The 25,545-nt window shown below is 39.8% G+C and carries 21 protein-coding genes; all 21 read left to right on the plus strand.

The window, feature by feature from the left end; all coding sequences use genetic code 11:
- Positions 1–160 precede the first annotated feature (160 nt).
- The 21 genes from PGLA_RS20280 (at position 161) to PGLA_RS20380 (ending at position 25,545) form a co-directional block, all read left to right on the plus strand.
- Positions 161–1,246 carry a GGDEF domain-containing protein gene (locus PGLA_RS20280; protein ID WP_068536342.1) on the plus strand — a complete coding sequence of 362 codons (1,086 nt, stop codon included), beginning with the start codon at positions 161–163 and terminating at the stop codon, positions 1,244–1,246.
- A gap of 4 nt (positions 1,247–1,250) precedes the next feature.
- Entirely contained in the window at positions 1,251–2,507 is a 1,257-nt protein-coding gene (locus PGLA_RS20285) for a hypothetical protein (protein WP_068536344.1), read from the plus strand.
- Between the two features lie 273 nt (positions 2,508–2,780).
- Entirely contained in the window at positions 2,781–3,800 is a 1,020-nt protein-coding gene (locus PGLA_RS20290) for an SAF domain-containing protein (protein ID WP_068536346.1), read from the plus strand.
- Between the two features lie 11 nt (positions 3,801–3,811).
- Positions 3,812–4,492: a hypothetical protein gene (locus PGLA_RS20295; protein WP_068536348.1), complete on the plus strand. Its 681-nt coding sequence runs from the start codon at positions 3,812–3,814 to the stop codon at positions 4,490–4,492.
- Position 4,493: 1 nt separating this feature from the next.
- Positions 4,494–5,339, plus strand: a complete 846-nt coding sequence (locus PGLA_RS20300; protein WP_068536350.1) for a hypothetical protein — start codon at positions 4,494–4,496, stop codon at positions 5,337–5,339.
- The gene (locus PGLA_RS20305; RefSeq protein WP_145939626.1) at positions 5,340–7,244 is read left to right on the plus strand and encodes a P-loop NTPase family protein; all 1,905 of its coding nucleotides are present in this window, start codon (positions 5,340–5,342) and stop codon (positions 7,242–7,244) included. It abuts the gene before it with no gap.
- On the plus strand, positions 7,244–9,322 hold the full coding sequence (locus PGLA_RS20310) for a hypothetical protein (protein WP_068536353.1): 2,079 nt from the start codon (positions 7,244–7,246) through the stop codon (positions 9,320–9,322). The genes PGLA_RS20305 and PGLA_RS20310 overlap by 1 nt, the downstream gene beginning before the upstream one ends.
- A gap of 25 nt (positions 9,323–9,347) precedes the next feature.
- Positions 9,348–9,827, plus strand: coding sequence for an ABC transporter permease (locus PGLA_RS20315; protein WP_068536355.1), 480 nt, complete (start codon positions 9,348–9,350; stop codon positions 9,825–9,827).
- A gap of 52 nt (positions 9,828–9,879) precedes the next feature.
- Positions 9,880–10,344, plus strand: coding sequence for an ABC transporter permease (locus tag PGLA_RS20320; RefSeq protein WP_068536357.1), 465 nt, complete (start codon positions 9,880–9,882; stop codon positions 10,342–10,344).
- A gap of 66 nt (positions 10,345–10,410) precedes the next feature.
- Positions 10,411–10,791: a hypothetical protein gene (locus tag PGLA_RS20325; RefSeq protein ID WP_145939627.1), complete on the plus strand. Its 381-nt coding sequence runs from the start codon at positions 10,411–10,413 to the stop codon at positions 10,789–10,791.
- Positions 10,792–10,794: 3 nt separating this feature from the next.
- The gene (locus PGLA_RS20330) at positions 10,795–11,358 is read left to right on the plus strand and encodes a hypothetical protein (RefSeq protein WP_245700194.1); all 564 of its coding nucleotides are present in this window, start codon (positions 10,795–10,797) and stop codon (positions 11,356–11,358) included.
- Positions 11,345–12,349 (plus strand): hypothetical protein, encoded by a 1,005-nt coding sequence (locus tag PGLA_RS20335; RefSeq protein WP_068536362.1) that lies wholly within the window; start codon positions 11,345–11,347, stop codon positions 12,347–12,349. Before PGLA_RS20330 ends, PGLA_RS20335 begins: the two co-directional genes overlap by 14 nt.
- Before the next feature lie 30 nt (positions 12,350–12,379).
- Positions 12,380–16,396 carry a type VII secretion protein EssC gene (gene essC, locus PGLA_RS20340; protein WP_068536364.1) on the plus strand — a complete coding sequence of 1,339 codons (4,017 nt, stop codon included), beginning with the start codon at positions 12,380–12,382 and terminating at the stop codon, positions 16,394–16,396.
- Between the two features lie 109 nt (positions 16,397–16,505).
- The gene (locus tag PGLA_RS20345; RefSeq protein WP_068536366.1) at positions 16,506–16,778 is read left to right on the plus strand and encodes a WXG100 family type VII secretion target; all 273 of its coding nucleotides are present in this window, start codon (positions 16,506–16,508) and stop codon (positions 16,776–16,778) included.
- Positions 16,779–16,866: 88 nt separating this feature from the next.
- Complete coding sequence (locus PGLA_RS20350) at positions 16,867–17,619, plus strand: vWA domain-containing protein (RefSeq protein ID WP_068536368.1); 753 nt, start codon at positions 16,867–16,869, stop codon at positions 17,617–17,619.
- An 18-nt stretch (positions 17,620–17,637) separates the two neighbouring features.
- Entirely contained in the window at positions 17,638–17,919 is a 282-nt protein-coding gene (locus PGLA_RS20355; RefSeq protein WP_068536370.1) for an EsaB/YukD family protein, read from the plus strand.
- Positions 17,920–17,985: 66 nt separating this feature from the next.
- Positions 17,986–19,329, plus strand: a complete 1,344-nt coding sequence (locus PGLA_RS20360) for a lipopolysaccharide kinase InaA family protein (RefSeq protein ID WP_211269593.1) — start codon at positions 17,986–17,988, stop codon at positions 19,327–19,329.
- 22 nt (positions 19,330–19,351) lie between these two features.
- Positions 19,352–20,143 (plus strand): hypothetical protein, encoded by a 792-nt coding sequence (locus PGLA_RS20365; RefSeq protein WP_068536375.1) that lies wholly within the window; start codon positions 19,352–19,354, stop codon positions 20,141–20,143.
- Between the two features lie 3 nt (positions 20,144–20,146).
- A complete protein-coding gene (locus PGLA_RS20370) occupies positions 20,147–20,422 on the plus strand; it encodes a WXG100 family type VII secretion target (protein ID WP_068536377.1) in 276 nt (91 codons plus the stop codon).
- A 12-nt stretch (positions 20,423–20,434) separates the two neighbouring features.
- Positions 20,435–20,788 (plus strand): WXG100 family type VII secretion target, encoded by a 354-nt coding sequence (locus tag PGLA_RS20375; RefSeq protein WP_068536379.1) that lies wholly within the window; start codon positions 20,435–20,437, stop codon positions 20,786–20,788.
- 14 nt (positions 20,789–20,802) lie between these two features.
- Positions 20,803–25,545 (plus strand): RHS repeat-associated core domain-containing protein, encoded by a 4,743-nt coding sequence (locus tag PGLA_RS20380; RefSeq protein ID WP_068536382.1) that lies wholly within the window; start codon positions 20,803–20,805, stop codon positions 25,543–25,545.

A 25,545-nucleotide genomic window follows, 5' to 3' on the forward strand; every position in this document is an offset into this window, starting at 1 on the left:
CATTTATAATCGAACTATGTCGCATTAAGACGCAACTCTGCAAAGAATGGTGGCGTTTTATTGGTCTTTATGTAATAAAAAGTTTAAATGGATAATTGCTCCTTTTGGATTATTGAGGTATAAATTAGGTATTAGTATTTTACATAGGAGGGAATTAAGTATGGATAGCGTGCAGCTTTTCCAAAATAGTATTTTGATTGCGTTGGCGATAGTTCTGTTAACAATGAGTGGTATCATGTATAGAAAGTGGAGGAATAATACATATTTAATTTTAACGGGAACGTCTATACTCACAGTGATTTCTACAGTAGGTATGCTAATGGTTTCTAACAAATTCAGTTCCCTGTATATGTTTTTTATGTCCTTGTTTCAATGTAGCTTTGTGCTTATTCAAATTGTGTTATTTCGACTTTATTATACGAAGCGAGAAGACAAGCTCTACATTCACATGATAGCAACGGGCATGTCCGTCATGACGGTTGCGGGTTCTTTGTTCTTACCTATCGAAATGAGCTCGTTACTCATATGCTTTATTACAATTGCATTAGTAGCTTATTCGATATTCAAACTTTTTCCTGAAGTGGGTATGAGACTTAAGAATTTGATTGTGTTAATTCTTTATGCGATACAGGTAATTCTTCAATTTGCAGGCAGCATCATTAAGTCAGATATTGTATTAACATTGAGTGTATTTCTACTAATTATTGTTGTGTACTTAGTATTTATGATGATTTTCGAGCGTGTTATTGAAATCATGCAGGCAGCAACATATACCTCAACAAGAGACGAAATCACAGGTCTATTTACACGGAAACACTTTAATCAGCAAGCTTCCCAAGCATTAGTACGTGGACATGCTAATGGAGTCATTTATATAAGATTGGATCGAAATGAAGGGAAAGGTGCAGATTCAAAAGAAGATGAGACATTAAGAAGGCTTGGGAGAATCGTACATAATAATATGGATGGTGTAGGCTTATCTTGCAGATATGATCAGGATGAAATAGCTATATTGATAACAAAGTCATCTATCACATTGGAAAGATTATCTGATTTAATCAGAACTAGAGCAGAGATTGAAGTCTCTAGCCCTATTACCATAGGATATATGAATATCATTGCGGGAGTTTCATTAGAACAACTCATTCATGATGCTAAAGAAGCAGTGGCTCAAGCTAGAATAAAGGGCGTTAGTAAAATAGTTGAAATTAATCAAAGTAGAGTACTATCAGATTCGTGGGGGTGAGAAAATGAAAGCAGTTATTGTATCAGAAAAAGTATCGATGTATGTTAGACAAGCAATTGGAAATGTGGATGTGAGCTTTGAAAAAGTCGGACTTTTTACGGAAACAGAATTTCTAACATATAGTCAATCAGCAGCTCAAATAAATATTCAAACTTTTATTACAGACGCAGATTGTACAGATCCAAAAAGTTTTATTGAGGGTATAAACCGATATAGGACTATTCGATATAATACACGGATTATTGTTATTGCATTAGATCGTTATGAAGATGATGCGACGATTCATCAATTAGCTGATATGGGAATAGAAGTAATAACGACATCACCTGGAACGAACGGGAAATCAATCATTCCAGCTTTGAAGAGGCTTATCCCCGATCAAGTGAATGCAAATACACCTGAGCAGGATCTTGAAACATCAGATTTTGAAATGCAACGTATAAAAGATAAGATTTATCGCTATACATCGAAACTTCAGACTTCTTCATATTTCGACAGTGCTGATATCATGAAGATGGATTTGCCGGACCTTCCGATCCAAGAAAGAATTATTGTACAAGACAGAATTATTGGTACCATCTCGGTTGCAGTTATGGGAGTGGAATCTAAGATCGGTTCTACACATCAGAGTATTCTCATCGCTAACTATTTGCAAAGAAAGGGCTACTCTGTTGCTATAGTTGAAGCAAGTCAATCTAATGATTTTAATAGTATTGAATTTACTTATGAGGGTATGCGTAATAATGTCAATCACAGTACTAACTTCAGTATAGAAGGCGTGCAATATTACAAGAGTAATAGCCAGATGGAGATGAGTTCATTAGTTGCGTCTGGATATGATTATTTAATTCTAGATATAGGGAACTATGAGGATAGTGATTGGAGTGTAGAATTTTATAGGGCAAATGTTCAAATTGTTGTAGGGGCTGGTAGCGAGTGGCGTCAACCCAAAATCAAACAATTTCGCGAGCTTCACAAACATATGGATCAGTCAAATTGGTCTTATTGTATACCTATAATTGAGAAGTTAGGAATTAATGATATTAGAAAAGCACTCCCAGGGAATCAAGTGTTTCGAATACCTTCTCACGCAGATCCATACAAAAGTCAGAATGATACGGATTCAATGTTAAACAAAATCCTACAAAAATATATGGGCGAGAAGAAAAAAGCGGGTACAAGAAATGTATTATACGGAATAATTGGGTCTTGTGTTATTGTTATTGTTGTGCTTGTCATTGTTTTATTATATAAAATCTAACTTCCAAAAGCCTCTCTAAAGGTGAAATTTGCCTATATGAGGGGCTTTTTGTTGTATTATGGTGATTTTATAATACTTATATCCTAGATTTTATCAAATATGATTTTATAAGACAAAAATCGACAATGTTTTCAAAATGTTTGTGTTACAATTTTTGATACCTGGAAAATGTCTTGAGTAATTAGAATCATTTTAAGCAGGATTATGTGTTGATGATACATAGGTATTCAATACCATTGTGAAAAAAATGTGTTGTATGGAAGGAGAAAAGGGATGTCTAGAATAAGACTCCGGCAGAAACAATTACTTTTAGCCGGATCCGTTGGTGGAGCAATTATACTTCTTGTTTGTGTTAGCATCGGCTTTTTTTATGTTAACAACCTACAAAAAGCACATGAGAAGGAGAAAGTAGTCATTCAAGAAGAATTAAAAAAGAGCCAAAAGCAGCTAAATGAAAACAAGGTAACGGTTACAGTAGCTAAGACCGACTTAAATGCCGGTGATGTTGTAACTGAAGAAAGTATTGAAACAGTTAGCATACTTGCAAGTGCAGTTCCTACAGATCTCGTTGACACAGAATTACTTATTGGAAAGTTTGTTAAAATTGATGTCCAGAAGAACACAGTGATTACTCAATCCATGATGTATGACGAAGAGGTTACACCTAATGATCTTCGTAATCAAGAATTTAGATTGGTAGAGTTACCAACGAAGTTGTTGAAAGATGATTTCGTTGATGTACGTATTAAATTCCCAACAGGTCAGGATTATATCGTTCTGTCTAAGAAGAAAGTACGAGATTTAAATAATGGTACAGTATGGTATCAAATGAGTGAGAAAGAAATAATGATGATGTCAAGTGCTATAGTCGATGCCTATATCAATGATGCATTTATTTATTCTCTCAGTTATGTAGAACCATATATGCAGGAGAAAGCAATTGTTACATACCCGTCAAATTTGAAAGTGTTAGATTTGATCGCATCTAATCCTAATATTATAGAGATTGCAAAGACGGAAATGGAAAAAAGGGCGCGTGAAAAGTTAGAACTTGATCTGAAATCAATGACGGATGATGAGCGTCAACGGTACCTAAGCGGCATGACAAGCGAACAAGCGAGTAAGGAAAATGCTTATGCTGAAAGCCAGAATGGGATTCAAGGAGACACTACAAATAACGCATTGATAGATAATCAGAATAACGCTACAGTATCTAATCCTAATCAACAGCAACAGTCCAATGCTAATGATAAGTTTACAGATAGTGTTGATACTGTCCCTATTACAAAATAAGGAGAATAAAGTTGAAACAAATATTATTTATGGGTGAATACGATAAAACGGATATGATGTTTTATCTTGGGAAATTAATCTCATTAGAGCATAAAGTGCTGATTGTCGATGTTACTAAAACACATAGATACGAGTATAGCTATCCCAAAATTTCAATGGACGTGGGTCTTCATCAACATGAACAATTGGATGTCATTGAGAATATTTCGAACTATACTCAGCTTCAAGAAATATTAACCAATCATGAATATGACTATATTTTGGTTGATATTGATAGCGAAGAAAGTCTGGAACATTGGCCAGTTGCTGATCAGTACTTTTTAATGACATCATATGAAAATCCAGTTATTCAGAGGAATCTTAAGTTAGTAGAAGCGTTAATGAAGAATAGAACAGACTCTGATTCTATCCGTGTTTCAAAAGTCATTTGTGAAGTCAATGTCAATTTGAACGAAGATTATCTAGATATGGTTTTTGGGGAACTGGGTATCGAGTGGAATGAATCTTATGTTTATTACACAGATGAAAGAGATTTGATATTAAAAATTAACAATCAACAAAAGAGCACTATTTCTATTAAAAAACTGTCAGGTGAATATAAGAAAGCTCTTAAACGAATGGTAGTTACTATTATCGATTCAGAGTTAAGATCTGTAAATACACTCTGGAAGCAAGCGGAAAGGAGTAAATAGAATGGGGCAAGTTTCTTTTTGGGGAATGCAGCATGGTCTTGGAGTTACTAGTAGTACTGCGGCGATTGCTGCCTTAATTGGAATGGAATATCAGATACGAACGCTAATATCTCAACCGCAATGGTCTGATAGAACACTTGAACGCTCTTTTCATAAAGCGATCAATCAATATAATAGACACTCTGAGCATGATTCTGGGAGTGGATTGGATGCTTTAGAAAGAGTAATTAAAAGCAATAAAATGGAAAGAGATACAGTGAAAAATTATACGTTAATGCTTGAACGAGAACGTCTAGATCTACTCAGAGGAACGGACAAGAAGGAGAAATTCCAATTTGAAAATTCTAATGAAGTTATCGAAGTGATTTATCAACGAGCATCTCAGTATTATGATGCTATTCTTTTAGACGTTCATAGTGGTAATAACAGTGTGATTATTGATAACACACTCGGGAAGTCAGATTTAATTGTTGTGTGCGTAAATCAAAATATTACTTTACTGGAGAAGTATTTCGATGAGAATAAGGAATCGTGGAATATGGCTCTGAATGAAGTTCCACATGTGTTACTCATCAACCAATATGACCCAAATTCGAAATATAAAGTTCGGAATATTATGAAGAAATATAACTATAAGGGGAAAATAATAACGATCCCGTACAATACCGAATTTAAGGACCATATAAATGATGGGGATGTAAAAGGGTATTTCTCTAAGAATCGAAATGTGACTAAACACCACGACAATTATTACTTTATTAAAGAAGTTAGAAGGGCTGCAGAGATGATTTTGACAGAGATTGGAGTCAATACACATATTAAGTCTATAGAAAGAGGGGCAATTTAAATGGGGATACCCTGGACCATTAACTTCCTTGTTATCATCCTCATTATTATAGCTTTGATCCTGTACTTGTTTACCAAGCTGTATCGTAAACCAATGGAACCACGTAGTAATAAGGCGGATCAGGACGTCGAAAGGTTTACGCTAGATCGAATTCTCGAATATGTAAAGATAACAATTAGCAGTTTTGTGAATAACAACTTGTTGGACATGGGGCTTTCTGGCGAAGAATATGCTAGACGTCAGGCGATTGTTACGGAACTTAGGAACGCAATGAAAAATGCCACCTCTGGAGATATTCAAGAAAAGATATATCTAAAGCAATATATCTATGATTTGCTTGATAGAAATTACGGACTTAATGAGATAAACATCAATTATATTATTCCTTTTGATGATTTAGGGAGTTTGTCAGATCAAGATCGATTTGATATTTTACTTCATAAATACAAGAAGAAATATGGTTTTCAAGGATTAACGAAATTAATTGAAAAGTACAAATTGGACGAGCCTAAACGTGTGATTGAAGATGGTACTGTAGATTCGTATATTATTACGAGTAAAGAGATTGAGACCATTTATACACAAGAGGCCAAGAATAAGTTGGATTATTCCGACAAACTAAACATTATTGTGCAGCGAATCTATCAGCAGTATAAAGGCTTTGGGGTCATTGACGAAATTCGTGATATGTCTATTGATGGTGTATCTGGAGGTGTATCTGGTATTCCTACTAGTATGCAGATCGTTGAAGATGAAATTGATCTGATGTATGGAATGAAAAATTTGAAACATCCAGGATACCAAAGTGTTTGGATTTTCTTTAGAGGGAAGTCTATTCATTTATCATTTCTTAGTTTCGAATCAGATATTGAGCTTAAGCGGGTTTGTCAGAATATTTATAAATATGACAATCCAGGTCAACTCACGGAGACGAATGGTTACAAAGTCAATGAGATGAAGGATGGGTCTCGTGTTGTAGTTGTTAGACCGCCTTTTGCAGAAAGCTGGGCCTTTTTTGTACGAAAATTCGATTTGCCAAATATGAATCTAGATAAACTTGTATCATCACAAGATATGACCAGTGCAGAACTTCCTCGTGAAATGATTAAACATCTCATGAAAGGTGCACAAGTAACAGCATTTACTGGACCGCAGGGCTCGGGGAAAACCTCACTTATTATGGCATCAGTTAAATATATTTATGCTACGTTGACGTTACGTATTCAGGAAATGACCTTTGAATTACATCTGAGAAGGCTATATCCAGAACGTAACTCTCTAGCCTTTAGAGAAACTGATACGATTGCAGGTCAGGCAGGGCTGGATCTCCAGAAAAAAACGGATGGTTCAGTAAACATTCTAGGAGAAGTAGCCACAGATCCAGTAGCGGCTTGGATGATTCAGATGTCACAAGTAGCAAGTTTGTTTACAATTTTCACGCACCACGCCACATCAGTTAGAGAATTGGTATGGTCACTTCGAAATTCACTGCTCAAAACAGGTGTGTTCCAGAATGAACGAATTGCAGAGGAACAGGTTGTAAATGCCGTGAAGTGGGATATTCATATTCGAAAAGAAAACGATGGTAGAAGATATATCGAACGAATAACTGAAATCATACCTATAAAGTATGACTTTGATATTTTCGAACAAGAAGGTGCTTTCACCAAAGGAGATAGCTTAGAGCATAAAATGGATTCATTGGTAGAATTACAACGCGAGATGTTTCGAAGAAGTAATGGGCGAGTGTGGAAGTCACAAAACATCATTGAATATCGAAATGGTGAATACATAGCGACAGGATCTATTTCACCTGAAAAAATTGAAAATATGATGTTTAATATGACCCGGGAAGATCGTAACTCGTTTGAGCTCTTCTTGAACCGTTACTGGGGGCAAGCGTAATGAATAAATGGTTTTGGATTTTACTAATCAGTGGTATTGCGATACTAGCTTCTGGTGGATTCTTATTGTATAGCATTCTGAAAGAGAGAAAGAGAAGAAAGAACTTCGGCAGTGTGTGGGCTTCGAGCAAGGCTAAGAAACAAGTCGCAAGTCCAAAGCTAATGATCTTCTACCAAAAATCATATGTGCAGCTTGTAAAAATACCGATCATTAAATCCCAAATGTTACGCATTAGGAAACGATTAATGTCTATTAATACGTATGATGAGTTCACTCTTCGTAAAGAAACGATGCGCATTACATTTTTAACACTTGGAATTATAGTCGGAAGTGTAACTCTTCTCGCCATACTGAGTCAAAGTGGTCTAGCTGTTTTCTTCGGTATTCTTGTTGCGATTATCGCTAATGAGCTGTTTATAGATATCTTCGTTAACCGAGTAGAGGACAGAATACTTAAACAGTTCGCTGGCGTATTAGAAGATAATCGTCATTATTATCAAGAACTTCGGATGGTAGATGAAGCGATTTATCAAGCAGCGCAAGGATCTCCGCACGATATTAAGATGCAAACGGAAAAGATTCATGAAATTCTGACATCTAAAGAACCGGCTAAAGAACTTGAGAGATATTACGCTGTGGCACCAAATAGGTACCTTAAAGTGTTCTCAGGAGTGTCCTATTTAATCATGGAGTATGGGGACAAAGTATTGCCGAAAGGATCTATGTATTTAAATGCGATTAACAAATTTGTTCAAGAAATTAGATATGATCTACTCCGTCGTCAGAAATTACGATATAAACTGGGTGGATTAACACTGATTGCAATTGTTCCTATATTGCTTTCTTTCCCTCTGATGTACTGGGCACAGGAGTATTTCCCTATGACTCGTGAGTTCTATGAGAGTAAGATGGGTTACTTGATTAAATTGTTTATCTATACGATCGCGGCTATATGTTACGTTCTGATTCGAAAATTATCTGAAAATGATGAAGCCAAGTATGTCTCTAAGGGACCTAAGTGGCAATGGGAAAAGAAAATTTACAGTTGGCCTTGGGCCAAATGGGTTATTGATCGCCTGGTTCCGGCCAATCATACTAGGAATCATTACCGCTCTAACATGTTACTGAAAGAAGTGAACTCCCCACTGACGTTGGAATGGTTCTATGTTCATCGAATTATGATGAGCTTGGTAAGTTTTATTGGAGTTGTCGTATTATGTGTATTCCTTCATTTCAACACGTTAAATCAAGTGTTCACTAACCCCACATCAGAGCAGACTAAGATTCTGGGATATATGAATGATAAAGAATTACAAAGTGCCGAGGCACTTACTGCTTCTGATAACGCTATTATTAAAGAGGTACGAAATGAGAGAGAAGTGACGAGGGATCTCATCGCAGATAAAGTGCGCTCTAATAGCAATCTTGATGTGCCAACAGAGGATGTTGCCTTCAACAATACCGTTAATCGAATTACCGAGAAGATAAATACAATTAATAATGAATACTTCCGTTGGTGGGAGTTGTTGATTGCAATTGCAATTGCATCCATAGGGTACTATTTCCCCGTCTGGCTGATGCAATTTCAACGGAAAATGCGTGCGTTGGAAATGCAGAACGAAGTGGATCAATTCCATGTGCTTATTTCGATCTTATCAGAATTTGATCGGATTTCAGTAGAATCGGTTCTTGAATGGATGGAAAGATATAGTATCATTTTCAGACCAGCACTACAACGTTGCCTTCTGAATTTTGACAGTGGAGCTGAAGAAGCGTTGAGAGCGCTACAGAGGGATGCACCATTTGAATCTTTTAACAGAATTACGAAGAGACTCCTTCAGGCGGTTGAGAAGATTTCGATTCGTGATGCCTTTGATGACTTGGAAATGGAGCAGGAGTATTATGCAGAGCAGAAGAAGGAACGACTAGAACGTCTTATACGTCAAAAGTCTTCATGGGGTAAAATGTTAGGTTGGACGCCAGGAGCACTATTGATTGGGTTGTATCTCGTCTTTCCATTTCTGTACATGTCATTCGGCCAGCTCGGTGATTTATCGATCCAAATGCAATCCATATAATAAATGAATGGGAGAATGATTAATCATGGAAGAAAATACTGGCGTAGGTATACGAGTTGCAGCAGGGATATTCTTGACGATCATGTTAATAACGATTGTGGTTATTATTACTATTTCTTCTCAAGATGCTGCGAAACAAGGTCAGACGAAGATGGCTTCAATTACGACTCAACTATCAGATACGGAGTTCAACACGTATAACAATACGACATTGTCAGGAAGCCAAGTGCTGAATGCGGTTCGACAGTATATGGATCAAGCGCAATTTGGGCTCCAGGTCACTACGGGGAAACAAATTGCTGCGGGATCAGCACCAACGTTTTACGGGAATACATTTACAAGTGAAGGAGAAGTAACAAATGCGGATATTTATAAAAATAGGACTCTTACACCGGCTGAAAATCAGTCATCAGTAGAATATATTAATCCGAGCGGTAAGTTTACATCGGAAGTGAAAAAGGACAAAAACAATATGGTTCGTGGAATTATATTTACACAGATTTAAACAATTGTGATCAATTCTTATCATAAATTCGAGCAGGGGAGAATGATTAATCATGGAAGAAAATACTGGCGTAGGTATACGAGTTGCGGCAGGAATATTCTTGACGATCATGTTAATAACGATTGTAGTTATCATTACTATTTCTTCACAAGATGCAGCGAAACAAGGCCAGACGAAGATGGCTTCAATTACAACACAACTATCAGATACGGAGTTCAACACGTATAACAACACGACATTATCAGGAAGCCAAGTGCTGAATGCGGTTCGACAGTATATGGATCTAGAGCAATTCGGAATTCATGTTACAACGGGGAAGAGAGCTGGAAAATTTTATGGAAATAGATTTGATATCACTAATGGAAATGTAGACCCGTCCTATCAAAAAAATAATGATCTGAGACCGGCTGAAGATCAATCCCAATCAGTTTACATTAACCCAAGCGGTAAATTTACTTCTAGAGTGGTAAGGGACGCAAACAATATGATCCGTGGAATTGTATTTGAACAACTTTAATTTCATGGAGATAATACGACCAATTTCTAATAGGGGATCGGATTATCTCCTTTCATGGGGGCCAATGTGAGCGATACAGTTGAAAAAGCGATAATAATTGTGGCTGAACTCTTCCTGTTCATCACGGCATGTATGTTCACCATAGGTGGTATTAATGCACAGGAGGCAGCAATCACTACAATACGCCAAGCGACAGAGCAAGAGGAACGGCACTTGTATACAAGTCTTCAGGTGAATGGTAAGGAAACCTATACGGGTGCTGAGGTTCTACAGAGCATTCAACAGATTCATAATTTAAATGCGAATATTAGAGTAGGTAACCAATTCTTCTCGAAAAGTTTAGAACTTGAAGTCACGGACGTGTCTGGAGTTAATCTAGATAAGATATATGATGTATCCTATGTTCGAGATGGAATGGGGATTGTAACGACTATTGTTTTTACATAGAGGGTGAGAGATTTGGAATTATCATTATCAAAAATACTGGGTATTTTTATTGCTGTAGTCCTATTATTTGGGTATCCATTGTATCAACAGGCTCTAAGACAAGATGAATTATCTCAAATTGTTGTTCACTCCGCTGTTGTGGAGTTTGTTGATGCATCCCGAACGAAAGGGTACATTACACCGAAGATGTATTTAGATTTCAATAAGAAATTAGGTGCCACAGGGAATCAGTATGATATTCAGTTAGAGCATCTTCATAAGAAATATAATCCAGATTATACAGATCCCGCGAATCCAAGTAGTTTCGTTGATAGTTTTACTACTTATTTTGATGGTCATTATACCGAAGAAGTGATGAAGATATTGTTTCCTAACAATACGAATGCTCTTGATAATGAACATCGGAGATACGTTATGGCTGTAGGAGATTTCTTAACAGTCAAGGTGAAAAATAATAATCGTACGATGGCTACAGTTCTTCAGGATTTTTTCACTAATTCGAATACAGGAAGCAATATTAAGGTTTTTATGCCTTACGGAGGAATGGTCATCAATGAAGATTACTAATTTGGCGATTCTCTTTGTATGCATATTCTTTCCTTTTTTCATCATCATGGATTTTCATGTGCGGGATCAAAAAACGGTTCTTACTCTTAATGATCAGTATACCGTAGCATTGCGCACTGCTTTACAAGATGCCGGTCATATGCTGAATACGAATGAACTTCAAGAACTTGAAGCTGGTTATGAATCGTCGAAATACTTCAAAGCAGATAAGGAACTTGCGCTGGATACTTTTTATAGAACGTTATATTTGAACTTCGGCATGGAATCGGATCCAATTGCTCAAGGTAATCTGACTGGTTATATTCCGGCTGTCGCCGTCATTGATTATGACGGTTACTACATCTATGCCATGACTGAATACAGAGACATGAACGGGCAGTTGATATTTAAGCCGATGTGGAATCCGAAGAAACCATATTCCTATTCAGACAGTTATGGGAATAGCATCAACTTTACTTTAGACAACTATGTTCATGCTTATGACTCTGGTACTAGGACTTGGTCTGAAGGATTTCAAGAGGATATACAGCAGGATGTTCAGAATCATATTAGTCAGATTAGAATTCCGCTAATGATGGACTCAGTAAGCTTCGATCAGGTACGCAGAAGTACTATTGTGAAGCGAATTCAGGAAGATTTGGCTTATTTCATTAATAAGCATAATGAATATGCAACTAGATACGGGATAAATTATACATTTAAGTTACCTCAGATCCCACAAGAAGAATGGACGAACTCGATAGATGATATCGGAATGATGGCGTTCATTCAAGGTATTCCGGTGGGCGATCAATTCTACAACAATTACGCATTTGGTGGTGGGCGTCTAGTGAAAAAGACCTTTATCAAAGGTGCGGTGAACGAGAAAGGTATTAAAGTATATTATAAGGACACTTGTTCTTATCCATACCCTCTGGAAGAGACTTTTGGCAGCGAGAAAGATGCAGCAAGAGCAGGTTATTTCCCGAAGGAATGTGTAAATGGACAATAACTAGACTTCAACGAGAGTGAGTGATTATACATGTCTCATTTTATCTACCGTAGATCTCCGCGAATTATTAGAGAGACTATTGGTGAAGAGGTAGAGATTCACAGACCGCCTTCATTACCAACAGCTCCGACATTAAATTTGATTTCTATCATGATACCTATATTTGTTACTGTGGCGGGTGCTGCTGCAATGATGGCCTTTTACCAAAGTACAGGAAATAATCGATTTGTTATTGTTCAGATCATATCTTTATGTACAATGGTAGCTTCATATTTTGTACCTATCATTGTATTTGTACAGCAGAAGTCGAAATATAAGGGTGATTTGAAGAAAAGAAATCGGAGTTATGAAGCGCATTTAAATGAAGAACGAGATAAATTACAGAACTGGAAGAATAATTTAATATTGAACTGGCATCAGACTCATCTAGAGCCGCAATTCTGTACGAAAATTATTAGTGAGCGCAGTCCTGCCATATGGGAGAGAATCCCGCAGGATTATGATTTCTTGAAAATTCGAGTCGGTATTGGAAATGTACCTAGTGGATTTGAGATTAAGCTTCCAAAGCATAACGGAATTGAAAAAGATCCTCTTATTCAAAATGCTATTGATATGGCAGCTCGCTTCGATAGTATTGCGAATGCCCCTGCTCTATTAGACCTAAATAAATATAGAGTTATCGGTTTAGTAGGCGAAGAGGATGAATTGAATAACTTCTGTAGAACTATGATTACGCAGATCGCGACACACCATGCGCCAGATGAAATGAAAATAGTTGCGTTCTTTAATCAATTACAAACAGAAGATTGGGATTGGATGAGATGGATTCCTCATATTTGGGATAATGATAGATCGTTTCGTTATATTTTCCAAGATGGAAGTTACCAACCGCAAGTGTTAGACCAGTTCTCGTCAATTCTTCAAAGGCGTACGTGGATGGACAAGAATGAAAAGGCACTTCCTTTTTACATTTGTTTTCTGCCTTACATCGAAATGATAGAACATGAGCCTATCTTGCCTCTTTTATTAAAAGAATCGGATAAGGTTGGTGCTTGTAGCATAATTCTCGCCTCTAGAAAAGAGTATCTACCTAAAGAGTGTCAATTGGTTATTGATATTCAGAAGGGTGAAGCAACGATGCGGTCGACTAATGTTACTGGTGGAGCAGAGGATTCTTCCTACAGTAAAGCCAAAGACAATAGTCCGTTTGTTCAAGTGTTTACTCCTGATAATATGTCAATAACACAAGGAGATCACTTTTCTAGACAACTGGCTCCTTATCGCGTGAAGACTAACTCGGCATCGGAGATTACTAATGTACTTACACTGTTTGATATGTTTGGAATTCAGAAAACGGAGGAAATTGAGGTTATTGGGAAATGGCAGAAGAGTCGATATCCCAATACACTTCCGTTTCCAGTTGGTGTTAGGGGTGGAATGAAACCAGTCTTTTTGAATCTACACGATAAAATCGAACGCAAAGGGCATGGACCGCATGGTCTAATGGCTGGTACAACGGGATCAGGGAAGAGTGAAGTCATTCAATCCATGATTGCTTCTTTGGCCGTTGAGTATCATCCACATGACCTATCGTTCATGCTAATTGATTACAAAGGTGGCGGAATGTCTAATATATTTGCCGATTTGCCTCATGTCATTGCAACCGTGACCAATCTGGAGGAAGAGGGACTGATTGAGCGTTCTAAAGTCTCACTAAAGGCAGAGTTGAAAAGACGTCAAAAGCTATTCGTCGCTGCTGGGAATGTCCAGCATATTGATGAATATTACAAAACGGAGTGGAAGGCTAAAGAACCCTTACCACATCTTTTCATCGTTATTGATGAGTTTGCACAGTTGAAGAAAGACCAACCTGAATTTATGAATGAACTCGTAAGTATTGCAGCCATTGGTAGAACACTTGGCGTCCATTTGTTGTTGGCGACTCAGAAACCTGGTGGCGTAGTAGACGATAAAATTTGGAGTAACTCAAGATACAGGATATGTCTACGCGTTCAAGATGAAGGTGATAGCAGAGAAATGCTAAAGATTCCAGACGCTGCCTATATTACTAACCCGGGTAGAGGATATCTCCAAGTTGGAAGTAATGAAGTGTTTGAATCTGTACAATTTGCTTGGAGTGGTGCTCCGTATTTACCAAATACCTCCTCGAAGCAAAAGGATAATGAAATGTTTGAAATTAATTTAGATGGAAGTCGTAATAAGGTTCGTAAACAACTAGACCTAATTATTCAGGAAGTACCTAAAAGTGAAGTTAATGAAGAGAAGCAGTTAAGTGTACTTATTGATTATATTGCTAAACGTGCAATGGAAGAGAATATACAGCGTCTACCTGGTCCTTGGCTGGAACCTCTACCAGAAGAGGTTACGCTGGATGAACTTCCTGTAAGCCTTGCGAATACCCGGGAACTTTTAAATCCAAAAGTTGGACTTATCGATGATGTAGCTAATCAGAGACAGTTCCCACTACACGTTGATCTGGAATCAGGTCATTGGATTATTTATGGAATGCCGGGAACGGGGAAGACAACCTTTATTCAAACCTTACTCTATTCTTTGGCTCAATCTAATAATCCTGACGATGTTCATGTTTACGCTATGGATTTCGGACGGATGCTTAAAGATTATGCATTACTTCCGCATGTCGGAGATGTTATCCAAGATGATGAGGATGAGAAGCTTGCAAGATTAATTACTTTCTTGGAAGAGGAAATAAACATTCGCAAAACGTTACTAGCGGATGCAGGCGTTAAGTCTAGATGGTCTTATACAGAAGAGACGGGTAATAAACTTCCTGCGCTTATTATTATCATTGATGGATACTTAAGCTTCAAGAATCAATTTGAAGGACTTCATGAAAAGCTAGAAGTGATTTTACGTGAAGGAGCAAGCTTGGGGATTTATTTCATTCTAACTGCAAATCGAGTGTCAGATATTGCTGATAAAATTAGAAGTAATTTCCCCAACTCTATCTCTTTCCTTCTGTCTGATACAGGAGACTACCATTATGCTGTGGGAAGACTGCTGAAACCACCAGGACAACTTCCTGCGGGTCGTGGATTCGTTAAGGGGAATGTGCCACCACATGAATTTCATACAGCGCTGTCAATCGAAGCATCCAATGAATCAAGTCGTGCCAGAATGAACCGTGTGAAATTCGACGAAATGGATCAGGAATGGACAGGGGATAGAGCTTCAGTAATTCGTATCCTACCAGATATCATTCCATTAGAAGAAGTATGGGGTTTAAATGAGAAATCAATGAATTCGAATTCTGCACTATCTATCGGTCTTATCGTGGACAATCTTAAACCGTTTGAATGGAGTATATCAGATGGTCCATATTTTGTGATTGGTGGGCGGATGGAATCAGGTAAAACATCTCTTCTAATGACTATTGGACTAATTGCAGCTTCTACTCATTCTCCGGATGAACTACAGATCTATTTATGCGACTTCCGTAGGTCATCTCCAGGGCTAAGCGGGTTGAAGAATTTGAGTCATATTCAAGGGTATGCATATGAAGAGAAGAGTCTTGAGGAAATGGTTCTAAGGATTCGAGAGGAAATTGAGAGACGTGTTCATGACGAATTGTATAAGGACACTGCTCCAAGAATAATGATTTTGATGGATGATACTGATGTTACTGCCAAACGAATTTCTGGCAACTATGCGATTACGGAACAGTTAGAATATATCACACGTTATGGTAAAGAGAATGGTGTTGTAATCGTCGTAGCAGGGCAATCCAACGATATGAATCGCAACTGGGATGATTGGCTAAAGGAAGTGAAGTCAGCTCAAACAGGGTGGATTCTCGGAACAACAGACTCAAATGATTTGGAACTCCTCAATGTAAAGATTCCTTATAATCAGACTGGTAAAGTTTTACCATCAGGTGAAGGGTTCTATGTGAAGAGAAAGTTCATGAAGGTTAAGGTCGCGCATGCATTTGCTCATGGAATTAGCCAGGTCGAAACACAAGTAGAATTGGTCAATTCGTCATGGGTAAAACAAATAATTCGCTAAAATAACACAAAATACTCTCTTTTAACAAAAAATGTATTGATTAAAATCTAGTAGTTTAGTACTATTTTAGTAGTGTTCTATAACAAATTGAAAAAAAGGGGAAATTTACATGGCAAAGATTTTAGTTACACCTGAGGAAATAGATAAAGCTTCAAAATTGTTCAGAGATAGCTTTGATCAGAGTGAGACAATGGTAACTAAATTAAATTCCACAATGGCATCAATGCAAGGACAATGGGAAGGTATGACACAAACGAAATTCTTTCAACAATATGATCAAGCAAAGAGAGAGATGGAAAACTACAAAAAAATGTTAGATGCTGTTTCTATTGATTTGGCAGCTATTTCCAAACGGTTCAGAGACGCAGATCTACAAAACTAGTAGCAAAAGAAATCAAGGCCAGGTATTTACTTACCTGGCCTTTGTCATATATATACTCAGCAGATTGAATGAATGAGGGGAAATGAAAGTGAACTATCAAACTCAAGCTTCCGGAAACACGCCAGCTTTAATCATATACCTACTGGATATTAGTGGATCCATGACTTTGGAATTTGAAGGTCAAAGAAGAATGGACGTTATTAATGAAGCATTACAGACTGTCATTAGACAAATCGTATATCGTTCTACTAAAGGTGCAAAGTTATCTCCACGTTACCGAATTTCAATCTTAGCATACAGTGATGAGGTTTATGATTTGTTAGATGGAGTGAGGTCTATCGATCGAATTGCAAATCGTGGGAATCTTCCTCAGTTGTATCCTAAGAGATTTACAGACACTGCAAAGGCCTTCAAACAAGCAGAGAAAATATTGCACTCAGAGTTGTCGAATATGAACGATTGCCCAGCCCCTCTAATCTGTCATATGACAGATGGTATCTATACTGGAGAGGATCCTGAGCCTATCGTAAAACGCATTATGGATTTATCTGTGCCTGACGGCAATGTATTGGTTGAGAATATATTCGTAACGGAAGATGCGGGTATCGGTAGGGTTAAGGACGCTAGATCTTGGAAGGGAATTATGCCCAATACTTTCGTTACAAATTCGTACTCAGATAAACTTAAACGGATGTCTTCGGTTATCCCAGAATCATATCGTGAGATGATGATTGAATCAGATTATTCTATCCGTGAAGGTTCGCTTATGATGCTGCCTGGAACAAGTAGAGATTTAATTTCTTTAGGCTTTCAAATGTCGGCTGCTACACCTATGAAATAAAGAAATGGAGCGTTAACGATGGAGAGGTCAACAATAACTTTAGTGATAGACTCTTCCGGTAAAAAAACCGATCTAGAATTACCTAGTCAGGTACCATTGGAAGAAATGTTAGAGCTTATGATGAAGGGTATGAATGAATGGATATCTCTTAGTTTTCAATTGAGTGATTTTCGCTTGTTATTAAGTGAAGGGGATGAAAGTTGGAGAGCGATTCAACCTAGTATGAGTCTGCATGAGCTTGGAGTGACTGATGGGTGCTATTTAAGACTGGAAAAGATACAGTCCTTTTCTACGAATTAATCTAACGACAATCGTAAAGTAATTGAACTTTGATAAAGGGGAGCGGGCACATTGTTTCCACCCGAGATGAACACGAAGTTATCTATTCATGGCCGTACATTTGTTGTTGCCGAACATCCCTCAATCCATGAGATACCTTATGGACAGGAAGGGAGACAAGGTACTGTATACAAACTAATCGATTTGGATGAAGGCCATGAGATGGCCTTAAAAGTATTCAAACCGTCATTTAGGCATCCATCCATTGTAAGATTATCTGAACAAATAGCCGCGTTCTCTGAAATGAGAGGACTTCAGGTATGCAAAAGAGAAGTTCTGAGTCCACAACAGGATATAGAGTTACTAAGTACGTATCCTGAGTTATTATACGCTGTACTCATGCCTTGGATAGATGGAATCACATGGTCAGATGTATTACTAGTCAAGAATGTCTACTCCGTATTGCAATGCAAAGATATGGCTCAGAGTGTTGCAACGACCATTGCTACTATGGAACAGTATGGAATCGCTCATACGGATTTATATGCTTCTAATATTATTATCTCTAATCTATCGGACGCATTATCTGGAGAAGAAGAATCTGTTGCTATTGAACTGATAGATATAGAAGGGATTTATGCAAGTGGACTGGATGAACCTGAGAATTTACCTGAAGGAATCACGGGGTATACTCCGTTATTTATGCGTGACTATCCTGACTGGAGCAAATACTCTGACCGATTCTCAGGAGGCATCATTATCTCTGAAATGTTGTCATGGGTTAGCGATGAAATACGCGACAATGCTTGGGGAGACAGTTTCTTTGATCCAACGGAGATGCATCAGGAGACACCGAGATACTTCTTAATGCATCGCACACTAGAAACCTATTATGGAAATGAAATTGCAGGTTTATTTGCGAGAGTATGGGGTGCCCAACAATTACAACAATGTCCTACCTTCGGTGAATGGATGGTATGTCTATCTTCTGTTCAGATTAAAACTAATCGAGAACCTGATAAATTAGATTCGATGATGACTGAAGATGAAGATGAAGACGATATCGGTCAGCAACTAGCTATAGAGATTGTAAGTTATACAATCGAACAACACTTACGCAAAGCTCGCGAATTAGAGAGTCAAGGAAAGCTAGCTTCTGCACTTTGGGAATATGGCACATTAATAGAACACGTCCCTGAGCAATCTCCAATGGCCATAGAAATTAACATTGCAATGACGATGGTTCAAGACCGCTTAGAAAGTGAAGAACCAGTGCCAGTGTCATTAAAACAGACGATTAAGAGTAAGATTCCCCAATCTGGTAACACAACGAAGGATTCGCAATACCAGCTCATGTGGTACATCACTCTAATTATTTCTGGTATTGTCGTGTTATTCTCTGTACTTATATATATATTGAACTCTATTTAGTTGAAAGAATGGGAGTGTTTCCGTGACTCAGAATGAAATAATCTATCAACTGTCACCTGAGGAATTTTTCTTTTTATCTCATATGATGCAAATTACGAATATTGCAGGATTTGAAGATCCATATCGGGGGTATCTGGTAACCGAATTAGAAGATCAGTTTGAAGAAGTAAAGGCAGAATTGATTAAGAAGGGATACCTTCTGAAAGGATCACAAAGTGGAACGTATGATATTGATGAGATTTTGGGTGTTTATCTAGCTGTATGCGCATCAGATAAAGTGATTTATGTTAAGAAAAATGTGGATGAAGTACAGAGTTATGAAGCTTATTTATATTTCACGCCTAGTTTAGTTGTAGAAAGAACGCAGAATGAAATGGGCCAAGTTATTTTAAGCCATGTTGCCGATTTGGAATTATCACTAGATATTTTACATCGATTTTTCCCGTTGACGTTAAGATCTGAGTTGGAATTCAGTGTAGATATAGATACCATGACTTGGGAAGAGTGGACATCATTCAACGCTGAGAAGATGGTAGATACATTGCTAGAGAAAGGGTGCCTTATGGAGGAGGCAACTCTTGCGATTGATACGATTTATCATGCATCACGTTCGGGTTCAATGGTCTACTGGCAACACGAGGGATATAAGTGGTATCAAGAAGGTTATCATTATGCCCAAAATAATAGCCATATGTATCTAATATTGGAGCTAGATGAGAATGCAATCCGTATTGAAGCTTACACTCCGGAAGCTGTTAAGGCATCTTTAGAACGATTTTCGAAATTATTTGATTCAGTTAAAGGAGAGGTATAGAACATGTCACAACGTATTAAAATTGATCCTGATCAACTATTCAAAATTGGAAATCGCTTTTTGAAATGCAGTAGCGACAACATTGCTATGGCCAATGAACTAAGAACATTAATTGATGGCATTAGTGGGGAATGGGACGGGAAATCAAGGGAAAGATTCTATGCATCCTATAAGGATGCGCATAAACAATTGGAGAATACATCCATTGTATTGAACGATGTAGGGGAAGAGTTAAATGCTATTGCTGAACGCTTCAGAGTTGCAGATACAACTAAGTAAGGTGGTGAGAAGATGCCGATTCGTGCGGATGTTCGTGAACTTGAGAGTATTGCTAGGAAAGTAAGATCTGGAAGTGAAAAGCTGACTCGTATGAAAGGGCAAGTGAATGGGAAAGTGAACAATATGACGTGGGCTGGCAATGCATTTCAAAATTTCAATAAAGAATATCGGGAAACAAATCTCAAAATCAGTCGGACAGCCGACCAAATGGAGGCTTTTGCAAGATCGCTTGAAAGGATTGCTGAAGCGTTCAGACAAGCTGATATAGAAGAAGACCGGAGAATTGAAAGAGAAAGAATAAGGGAACGTGAAGCTCAAGCCCAGCGCCAAGCAGCTATGCGTGCACAGAGTAGTAAGAAGAAATAAGGAGGGGACACGGTTTGAAAATTGAAGTGGAAGTCTCCAGTCTGCTGAGTACAGGCAAAGAGTTACACCGTGCTTCAGAGGATATCGAAACGTTACGCTCTGAACTGCGAAGAGCGATGAGCGGCTTGACATTACAGAGCCGCCGACGTCCGGATGTGGACAGTAATTACCAAGCTATTGACCAGCGCTTGAACGAATTACATAAAGAATTGGAAGAGTTGTCACGACTGTCTGAGCGCAAAGGGGACCAATTCGAAGAAGCAGACGGCAAAGGAAAACCATTTGACTTTGGTGCACTATTGAAATTCGCTGCCGTTGCGACGAGTATGGGACTAGATTTCGTACCGATTCTTGGGAATGCCAAGGGGATTCTTGAAGCGATCGTAGGGCGTGATTTGATCACAGGGGATAAGTTAGCACCTTGGGAGCGAGCGTTAGCCGTATTAGGTCCCTTAGGTAAAGGTGTAAGCTCTGGTGCCAAGTTATTTAAATTAGCGGATGAAGCCATCGATGTGGCTTCACAAGTCACACGTTATGGTGACGATGTAGCGGATATGGCGAAGACGGTCAATCGGGCAGGGAACGTTGGCGAAGAAGTGTTGGGACAGGGGTCCAAACACCTAGATGACGTTCATGGAGGTAAAGGAGTTGACTCCAAAACGGGTGATTCACTATCCAAGAATGGCGACCAACCTGACCTACCTACGGGGAAGACAGATAACAACAGGGGGGCATCATCGGATTTAGCCCCTGATGGAAACCCAGGGAAAAATACCGGTACAGTAGATGCCCCGCCAACCAAAGATGGATCACCATCCCTAAGCGAAAAGGAAGCCATGATTGCAGCTGCTGCAACCGCCACGGTTGCTGGGGGAGGAACGGCAGCTGCCCTTACGAAGAAGGTCAAATCTGCGGATCATATCAGTGGTTCTAACCCGATCTCTAAGAGTGATGGGAATCTCGTTAATAAAATGGATGCCGTGGATTCATCACCGCCGAAACAGACACAGAATCCAAGCCAGACCAAATTAGAAAGTAATGTGAAAGACCCTATCCATGCAGCTACGGGAGATCAGTACATTATTCATCCGGCGATCAAATTGTATGGCGCCGCGACCTGGTCGTTCGAGCTACATTATCATTCTGCGTTATTACAGACCAGTGATCTTGGGGTAGCTTGGACGCACAACTACGCCATGCGTCTAGAAATGTCGGATGTTGAACCCGAAGCGATCACGATGTGGTGGAATGCGAGCCGTGCTAACCGATTTGTACAACAGGAGGATGGGCGTTACCGCTCCGCGGATCTCGACGTACAGTGGGATGAACTGCTCAAGACCGAAGCTGGCTATGAACTGATAACGCGCAGTCCTCGAGCGGTGTACCATTTCACGACTGAAGGACAGCTTCACCGACATACGAATGCCGAAGGGTTATCGTTGGAAGTCGTACACAATGAAGCTGGTCAGCTGCTTCAACTCGTGGATCAACGGACGCAACGGGCGTTACATGTCAACTACAACGGACATGCGTTAATCCAAGATGTGGGTGATCCAGCACGTCAAGTCAGCTTCTCATATAATGAATACCGCCATCTCATACGCTTCAAGGATCCTAATCGACACGCAACCGACTTAACCTATGATTCCGATGGACGCATCATCAGCCTGGCGGTAGCCGGTGACATTCAGTTCGTGAACACCTTTGACGAAGACGATCGCATTATCGAACAATCCGATGCGTTAGGTCGAGTAACCCGTCTTCATTACGATACGCAAAGCCGTCCTGGATTCATCGTGACAACCGTCACCAATGCGTTGGGTCATGAGCAACAGCTAGTCCATGATAAGCGTTATCTGCTGATCGAGAATCAGATGCCAGATGGGAAGAAAGAACAATTCACCTATACAGCACGAGGTCAAGAAGAGAGTCGGACCAATGCGTTAGGGGAAACCATACGCTATGAATACGACGATCAAGGTCACCTGATTCGTGCGATCAATCCACTAGGAGATATTACGAGCTTCACCTATAACCCTGAGCATTTGTTAGATCAAGAAACGAATGCAGAAGGGCATATCACGAAGTATACCTACGATGAACAACAGCGCTTAGTGGGCATCACCCGTCCAGAAGGAACGACGAGTGAAATCACCTACAATGCTCAAGGACAACGTGCTACCTACCGAGATTTCAATGGCGTACTGCACCGTTACCAGTACAATGAAGCGGGCGAACTGTCGACGATGGAAGACGGCGAAGGCAGAGCCACACAGATCTCTTATGATACCGTCGGCCGAATCACCATGCTCGAGGATCCACTGGGAGGACAGACATGCCGTACATACGATGCCAACGATAATCTGGCTGAGCTCACCGATCCACTCGGGCGCAAGTGGCATTTCAGCTATGATGCATTTGATCGAATGTTGGAAGAGATGAACCCTTCTGGTCAAGCGACGGTCTATCGATACGCGCCGACAGGAACATTGGAATCCGTGACGAATGCGTTAGGCGAGACCGTTCGTTATCGGTATGATGCAGAAGATCGGTTAGAAGAACATCGTAATGCCTTAGGGGAGACGACCAAACTTCGGTATGATCGTGCAGGACGTGTCCTCACGGTCATAGATCCGTTAGATCGTGAAGTTCAGTATACGTATGATGGCGCAGGACGCATGAAGTCGGCGATCGACGGTGAAGGTCGAATCGTCAAAGAATTGACCTATGATGCCGCAGGCAACCCGATTGCCGAAACCGACGGATTGAAACATACGAAGAACATTCGCTTCAATGCGCTATACCAGCCGGTAGAGGAACAGGATGCATTGGGACGGATAACCCGTATGAGCTATGATGCAGCTTCTCGCTTAACGGAAGTCATCGAGGCGGACTTAGCCGTATATCGCCAAGAATACGACGGGGAAGACCGGCTTACAGCCTATACCGATGCGAATGCGAATCGTACAGAACTTCAGTATGATCGAAGTGGATTGCTAACATCCGAGAAGAATGCAGCTAATAGCGTGCTGAAGTATGGGTATGATGCGCGTGGTTGGCGGAACGAAAGAACGAATGCAAGGGGACAACGCACAGACTACCGATATGACGCGGCGGGCCAGCTCATCGAATTAGTAGATGAAGCAGGAACAACGAAGTTAGACTATGACCTTAACGGATACATGACGACCGTGACCGAAAATGAAGTAACAACAACCCGTACCTATGATGACCTCGGAAGAGTAACGGCGGTTACAGGAGCATGGGGCCAGAGTATCGGGTATACGTATGATGCGGCAAGTAGAATCACGAAGCTGACCTATCCAGACGGGAAAGAAGTCCATTATAGATATACGATGGCTGGTGAGCTAAGTGAAGTGAAAGATTGGAACGGCAGACTGACCCGATACAGATATGATCGAAGTGGACGATTAATCGAGACTCAGCGTCCGAATGGCAGTCGGGAACGGCGAAGTTACGATGGAGCCGGACAGATGGATCACCTCAGTGACCAAACCCCACAAGGTGTGATGATGCAACAGTATCACTACACCTACAACGCAATCGGCCAGATCATCCAAGAGGAAGACAAGCAATATACGTATGATAACTTAAGACGGATGAGTAGTGGATCGTGGCCGGGTCGACGGATCGCATACAGCTATGACCTAGCCGGGAATATGATGACAAGAACGGATAGTGACCAAGAAGCGTATCCCCCGATCGCCTATACAAAAGATAACCGTTTGTTTAGTATAGGAGGATACCCGGTCGAAATGGATGCCGACGGGAACCTACTGTACATGAGCGAAGGGAAGACGATGGCATCCTACGAATATGATGCACGTAACCGACTCGTGAAATCGGGTAAAGCGCAGTATACGTATGATGCTCAAGGCAATCGGACGTCGATGACGTGGAAAGGGAAGACGACACGGTATGTCGTGGATGCACTTCCAGAATTAAGTCGTGTGCTGATGGAGTTAGACGCTGAGGGAACGCCGAAAGCCTATTATGTATATGGTCTAGGGCTAATCGGACGAGAAGATGCCCAAGGTAATTACCAAAGTTACCATAGTGATATCCGTGGTAGTACAACGCTCTTAACGGATGAACAAGGCAGCGTGACTGACCGCTATACCTATGGACCGTACGGTGAATTAGAGAAGCACGAAGGAAAGACCAACCAACCCTTTGGTTATAACGGAAGGGATGGCGTACAATCTGACCCGAATGGACTCTATTATATGAGGGCGCGATACTACCATCCGGTCTTACAACGGTTCTTGAACCGAGATATCTTGCGTGGAGATCTGATGGACGGACAGACGCTGAATCGCTATGCGTATGTTAACGGAGACCCGATTCGTTACATTGATCCGTTGGGGTTAATGAAGGGGTTATGTGGAGATAAGATACCAGACCGCGATCGTAATCATCTTGATCGTCCTACTGCTGGGGATAATATTGGAGTTAATCTGAGATTAGAGGATAAGGTTAATCCTACTCCTAGATGGCCAACAACGCCTAAAGAAATGGATGATTTTATAGGTATGCCAGGTACTAAAATCCCTGATGGCCCGAGGACTGCTGGTAGAGATAAGGTAGAATGGCGACCAAATGACAATACAAAAATCACCTATGAAAAACATCCATACCACCCTAATGCACCAGATTTTCATAAAGGTCCGCATTGGCATTTGGATACACCTGGTAACCCTCATCAAAGGTATCTACCAGGTGATGAGATTCCATGA

Origin of the sequence: Paenibacillus glacialis (assembly GCF_001637205.1) — a bacterium.
In the GTDB taxonomy this organism is placed as follows: domain Bacteria; phylum Bacillota; class Bacilli; order Paenibacillales; family Paenibacillaceae; genus Paenibacillus_AQ; species Paenibacillus_AQ glacialis.

What these genes read in the sequence shown, in the direction of transcription:
- PGLA_RS20300 (WP_068536350.1), top strand. Translation starts at nt 4,494, where the DNA reads ATGGGGCAAGTTTCTTTTTGGGGAATGCAGCATGGTCTTGGAGTTACT.
- PGLA_RS20290 (WP_068536346.1), top strand. Translation starts at nt 2,781, where the DNA reads ATGTCTAGAATAAGACTCCGGCAGAAACAATTACTTTTAGCCGGATCC.
- PGLA_RS20305 (WP_145939626.1), top strand. Translation starts at nt 5,340, where the DNA reads ATGGGGATACCCTGGACCATTAACTTCCTTGTTATCATCCTCATTATT.
- PGLA_RS20320 (WP_068536357.1), top strand. Translation starts at nt 9,880, where the DNA reads ATGGAAGAAAATACTGGCGTAGGTATACGAGTTGCGGCAGGAATATTC.
- PGLA_RS20280 (WP_068536342.1), top strand. Translation starts at nt 161, where the DNA reads ATGGATAGCGTGCAGCTTTTCCAAAATAGTATTTTGATTGCGTTGGCG.
- PGLA_RS20345 (WP_068536366.1), top strand. Translation starts at nt 16,506, where the DNA reads ATGGCAAAGATTTTAGTTACACCTGAGGAAATAGATAAAGCTTCAAAA.
- PGLA_RS20355 (WP_068536370.1), top strand. Translation starts at nt 17,638, where the DNA reads ATGGAGAGGTCAACAATAACTTTAGTGATAGACTCTTCCGGTAAAAAA.
- PGLA_RS20370 (WP_068536377.1), top strand. Translation starts at nt 20,147, where the DNA reads ATGTCACAACGTATTAAAATTGATCCTGATCAACTATTCAAAATTGGA.
- PGLA_RS20360 (WP_211269593.1), top strand. Translation starts at nt 17,986, where the DNA reads ATGAACACGAAGTTATCTATTCATGGCCGTACATTTGTTGTTGCCGAA.
- PGLA_RS20310 (WP_068536353.1), top strand. Translation starts at nt 7,244, where the DNA reads ATGAATAAATGGTTTTGGATTTTACTAATCAGTGGTATTGCGATACTA.
- PGLA_RS20285 (WP_068536344.1), top strand. Translation starts at nt 1,251, where the DNA reads ATGAAAGCAGTTATTGTATCAGAAAAAGTATCGATGTATGTTAGACAA.
- PGLA_RS20375 (WP_068536379.1), top strand. Translation starts at nt 20,435, where the DNA reads ATGCCGATTCGTGCGGATGTTCGTGAACTTGAGAGTATTGCTAGGAAA.
- PGLA_RS20335 (WP_068536362.1), top strand. Translation starts at nt 11,345, where the DNA reads ATGAAGATTACTAATTTGGCGATTCTCTTTGTATGCATATTCTTTCCT.
- essC (WP_068536364.1), top strand. Translation starts at nt 12,380, where the DNA reads ATGTCTCATTTTATCTACCGTAGATCTCCGCGAATTATTAGAGAGACT.
- PGLA_RS20315 (WP_068536355.1), top strand. Translation starts at nt 9,348, where the DNA reads ATGGAAGAAAATACTGGCGTAGGTATACGAGTTGCAGCAGGGATATTC.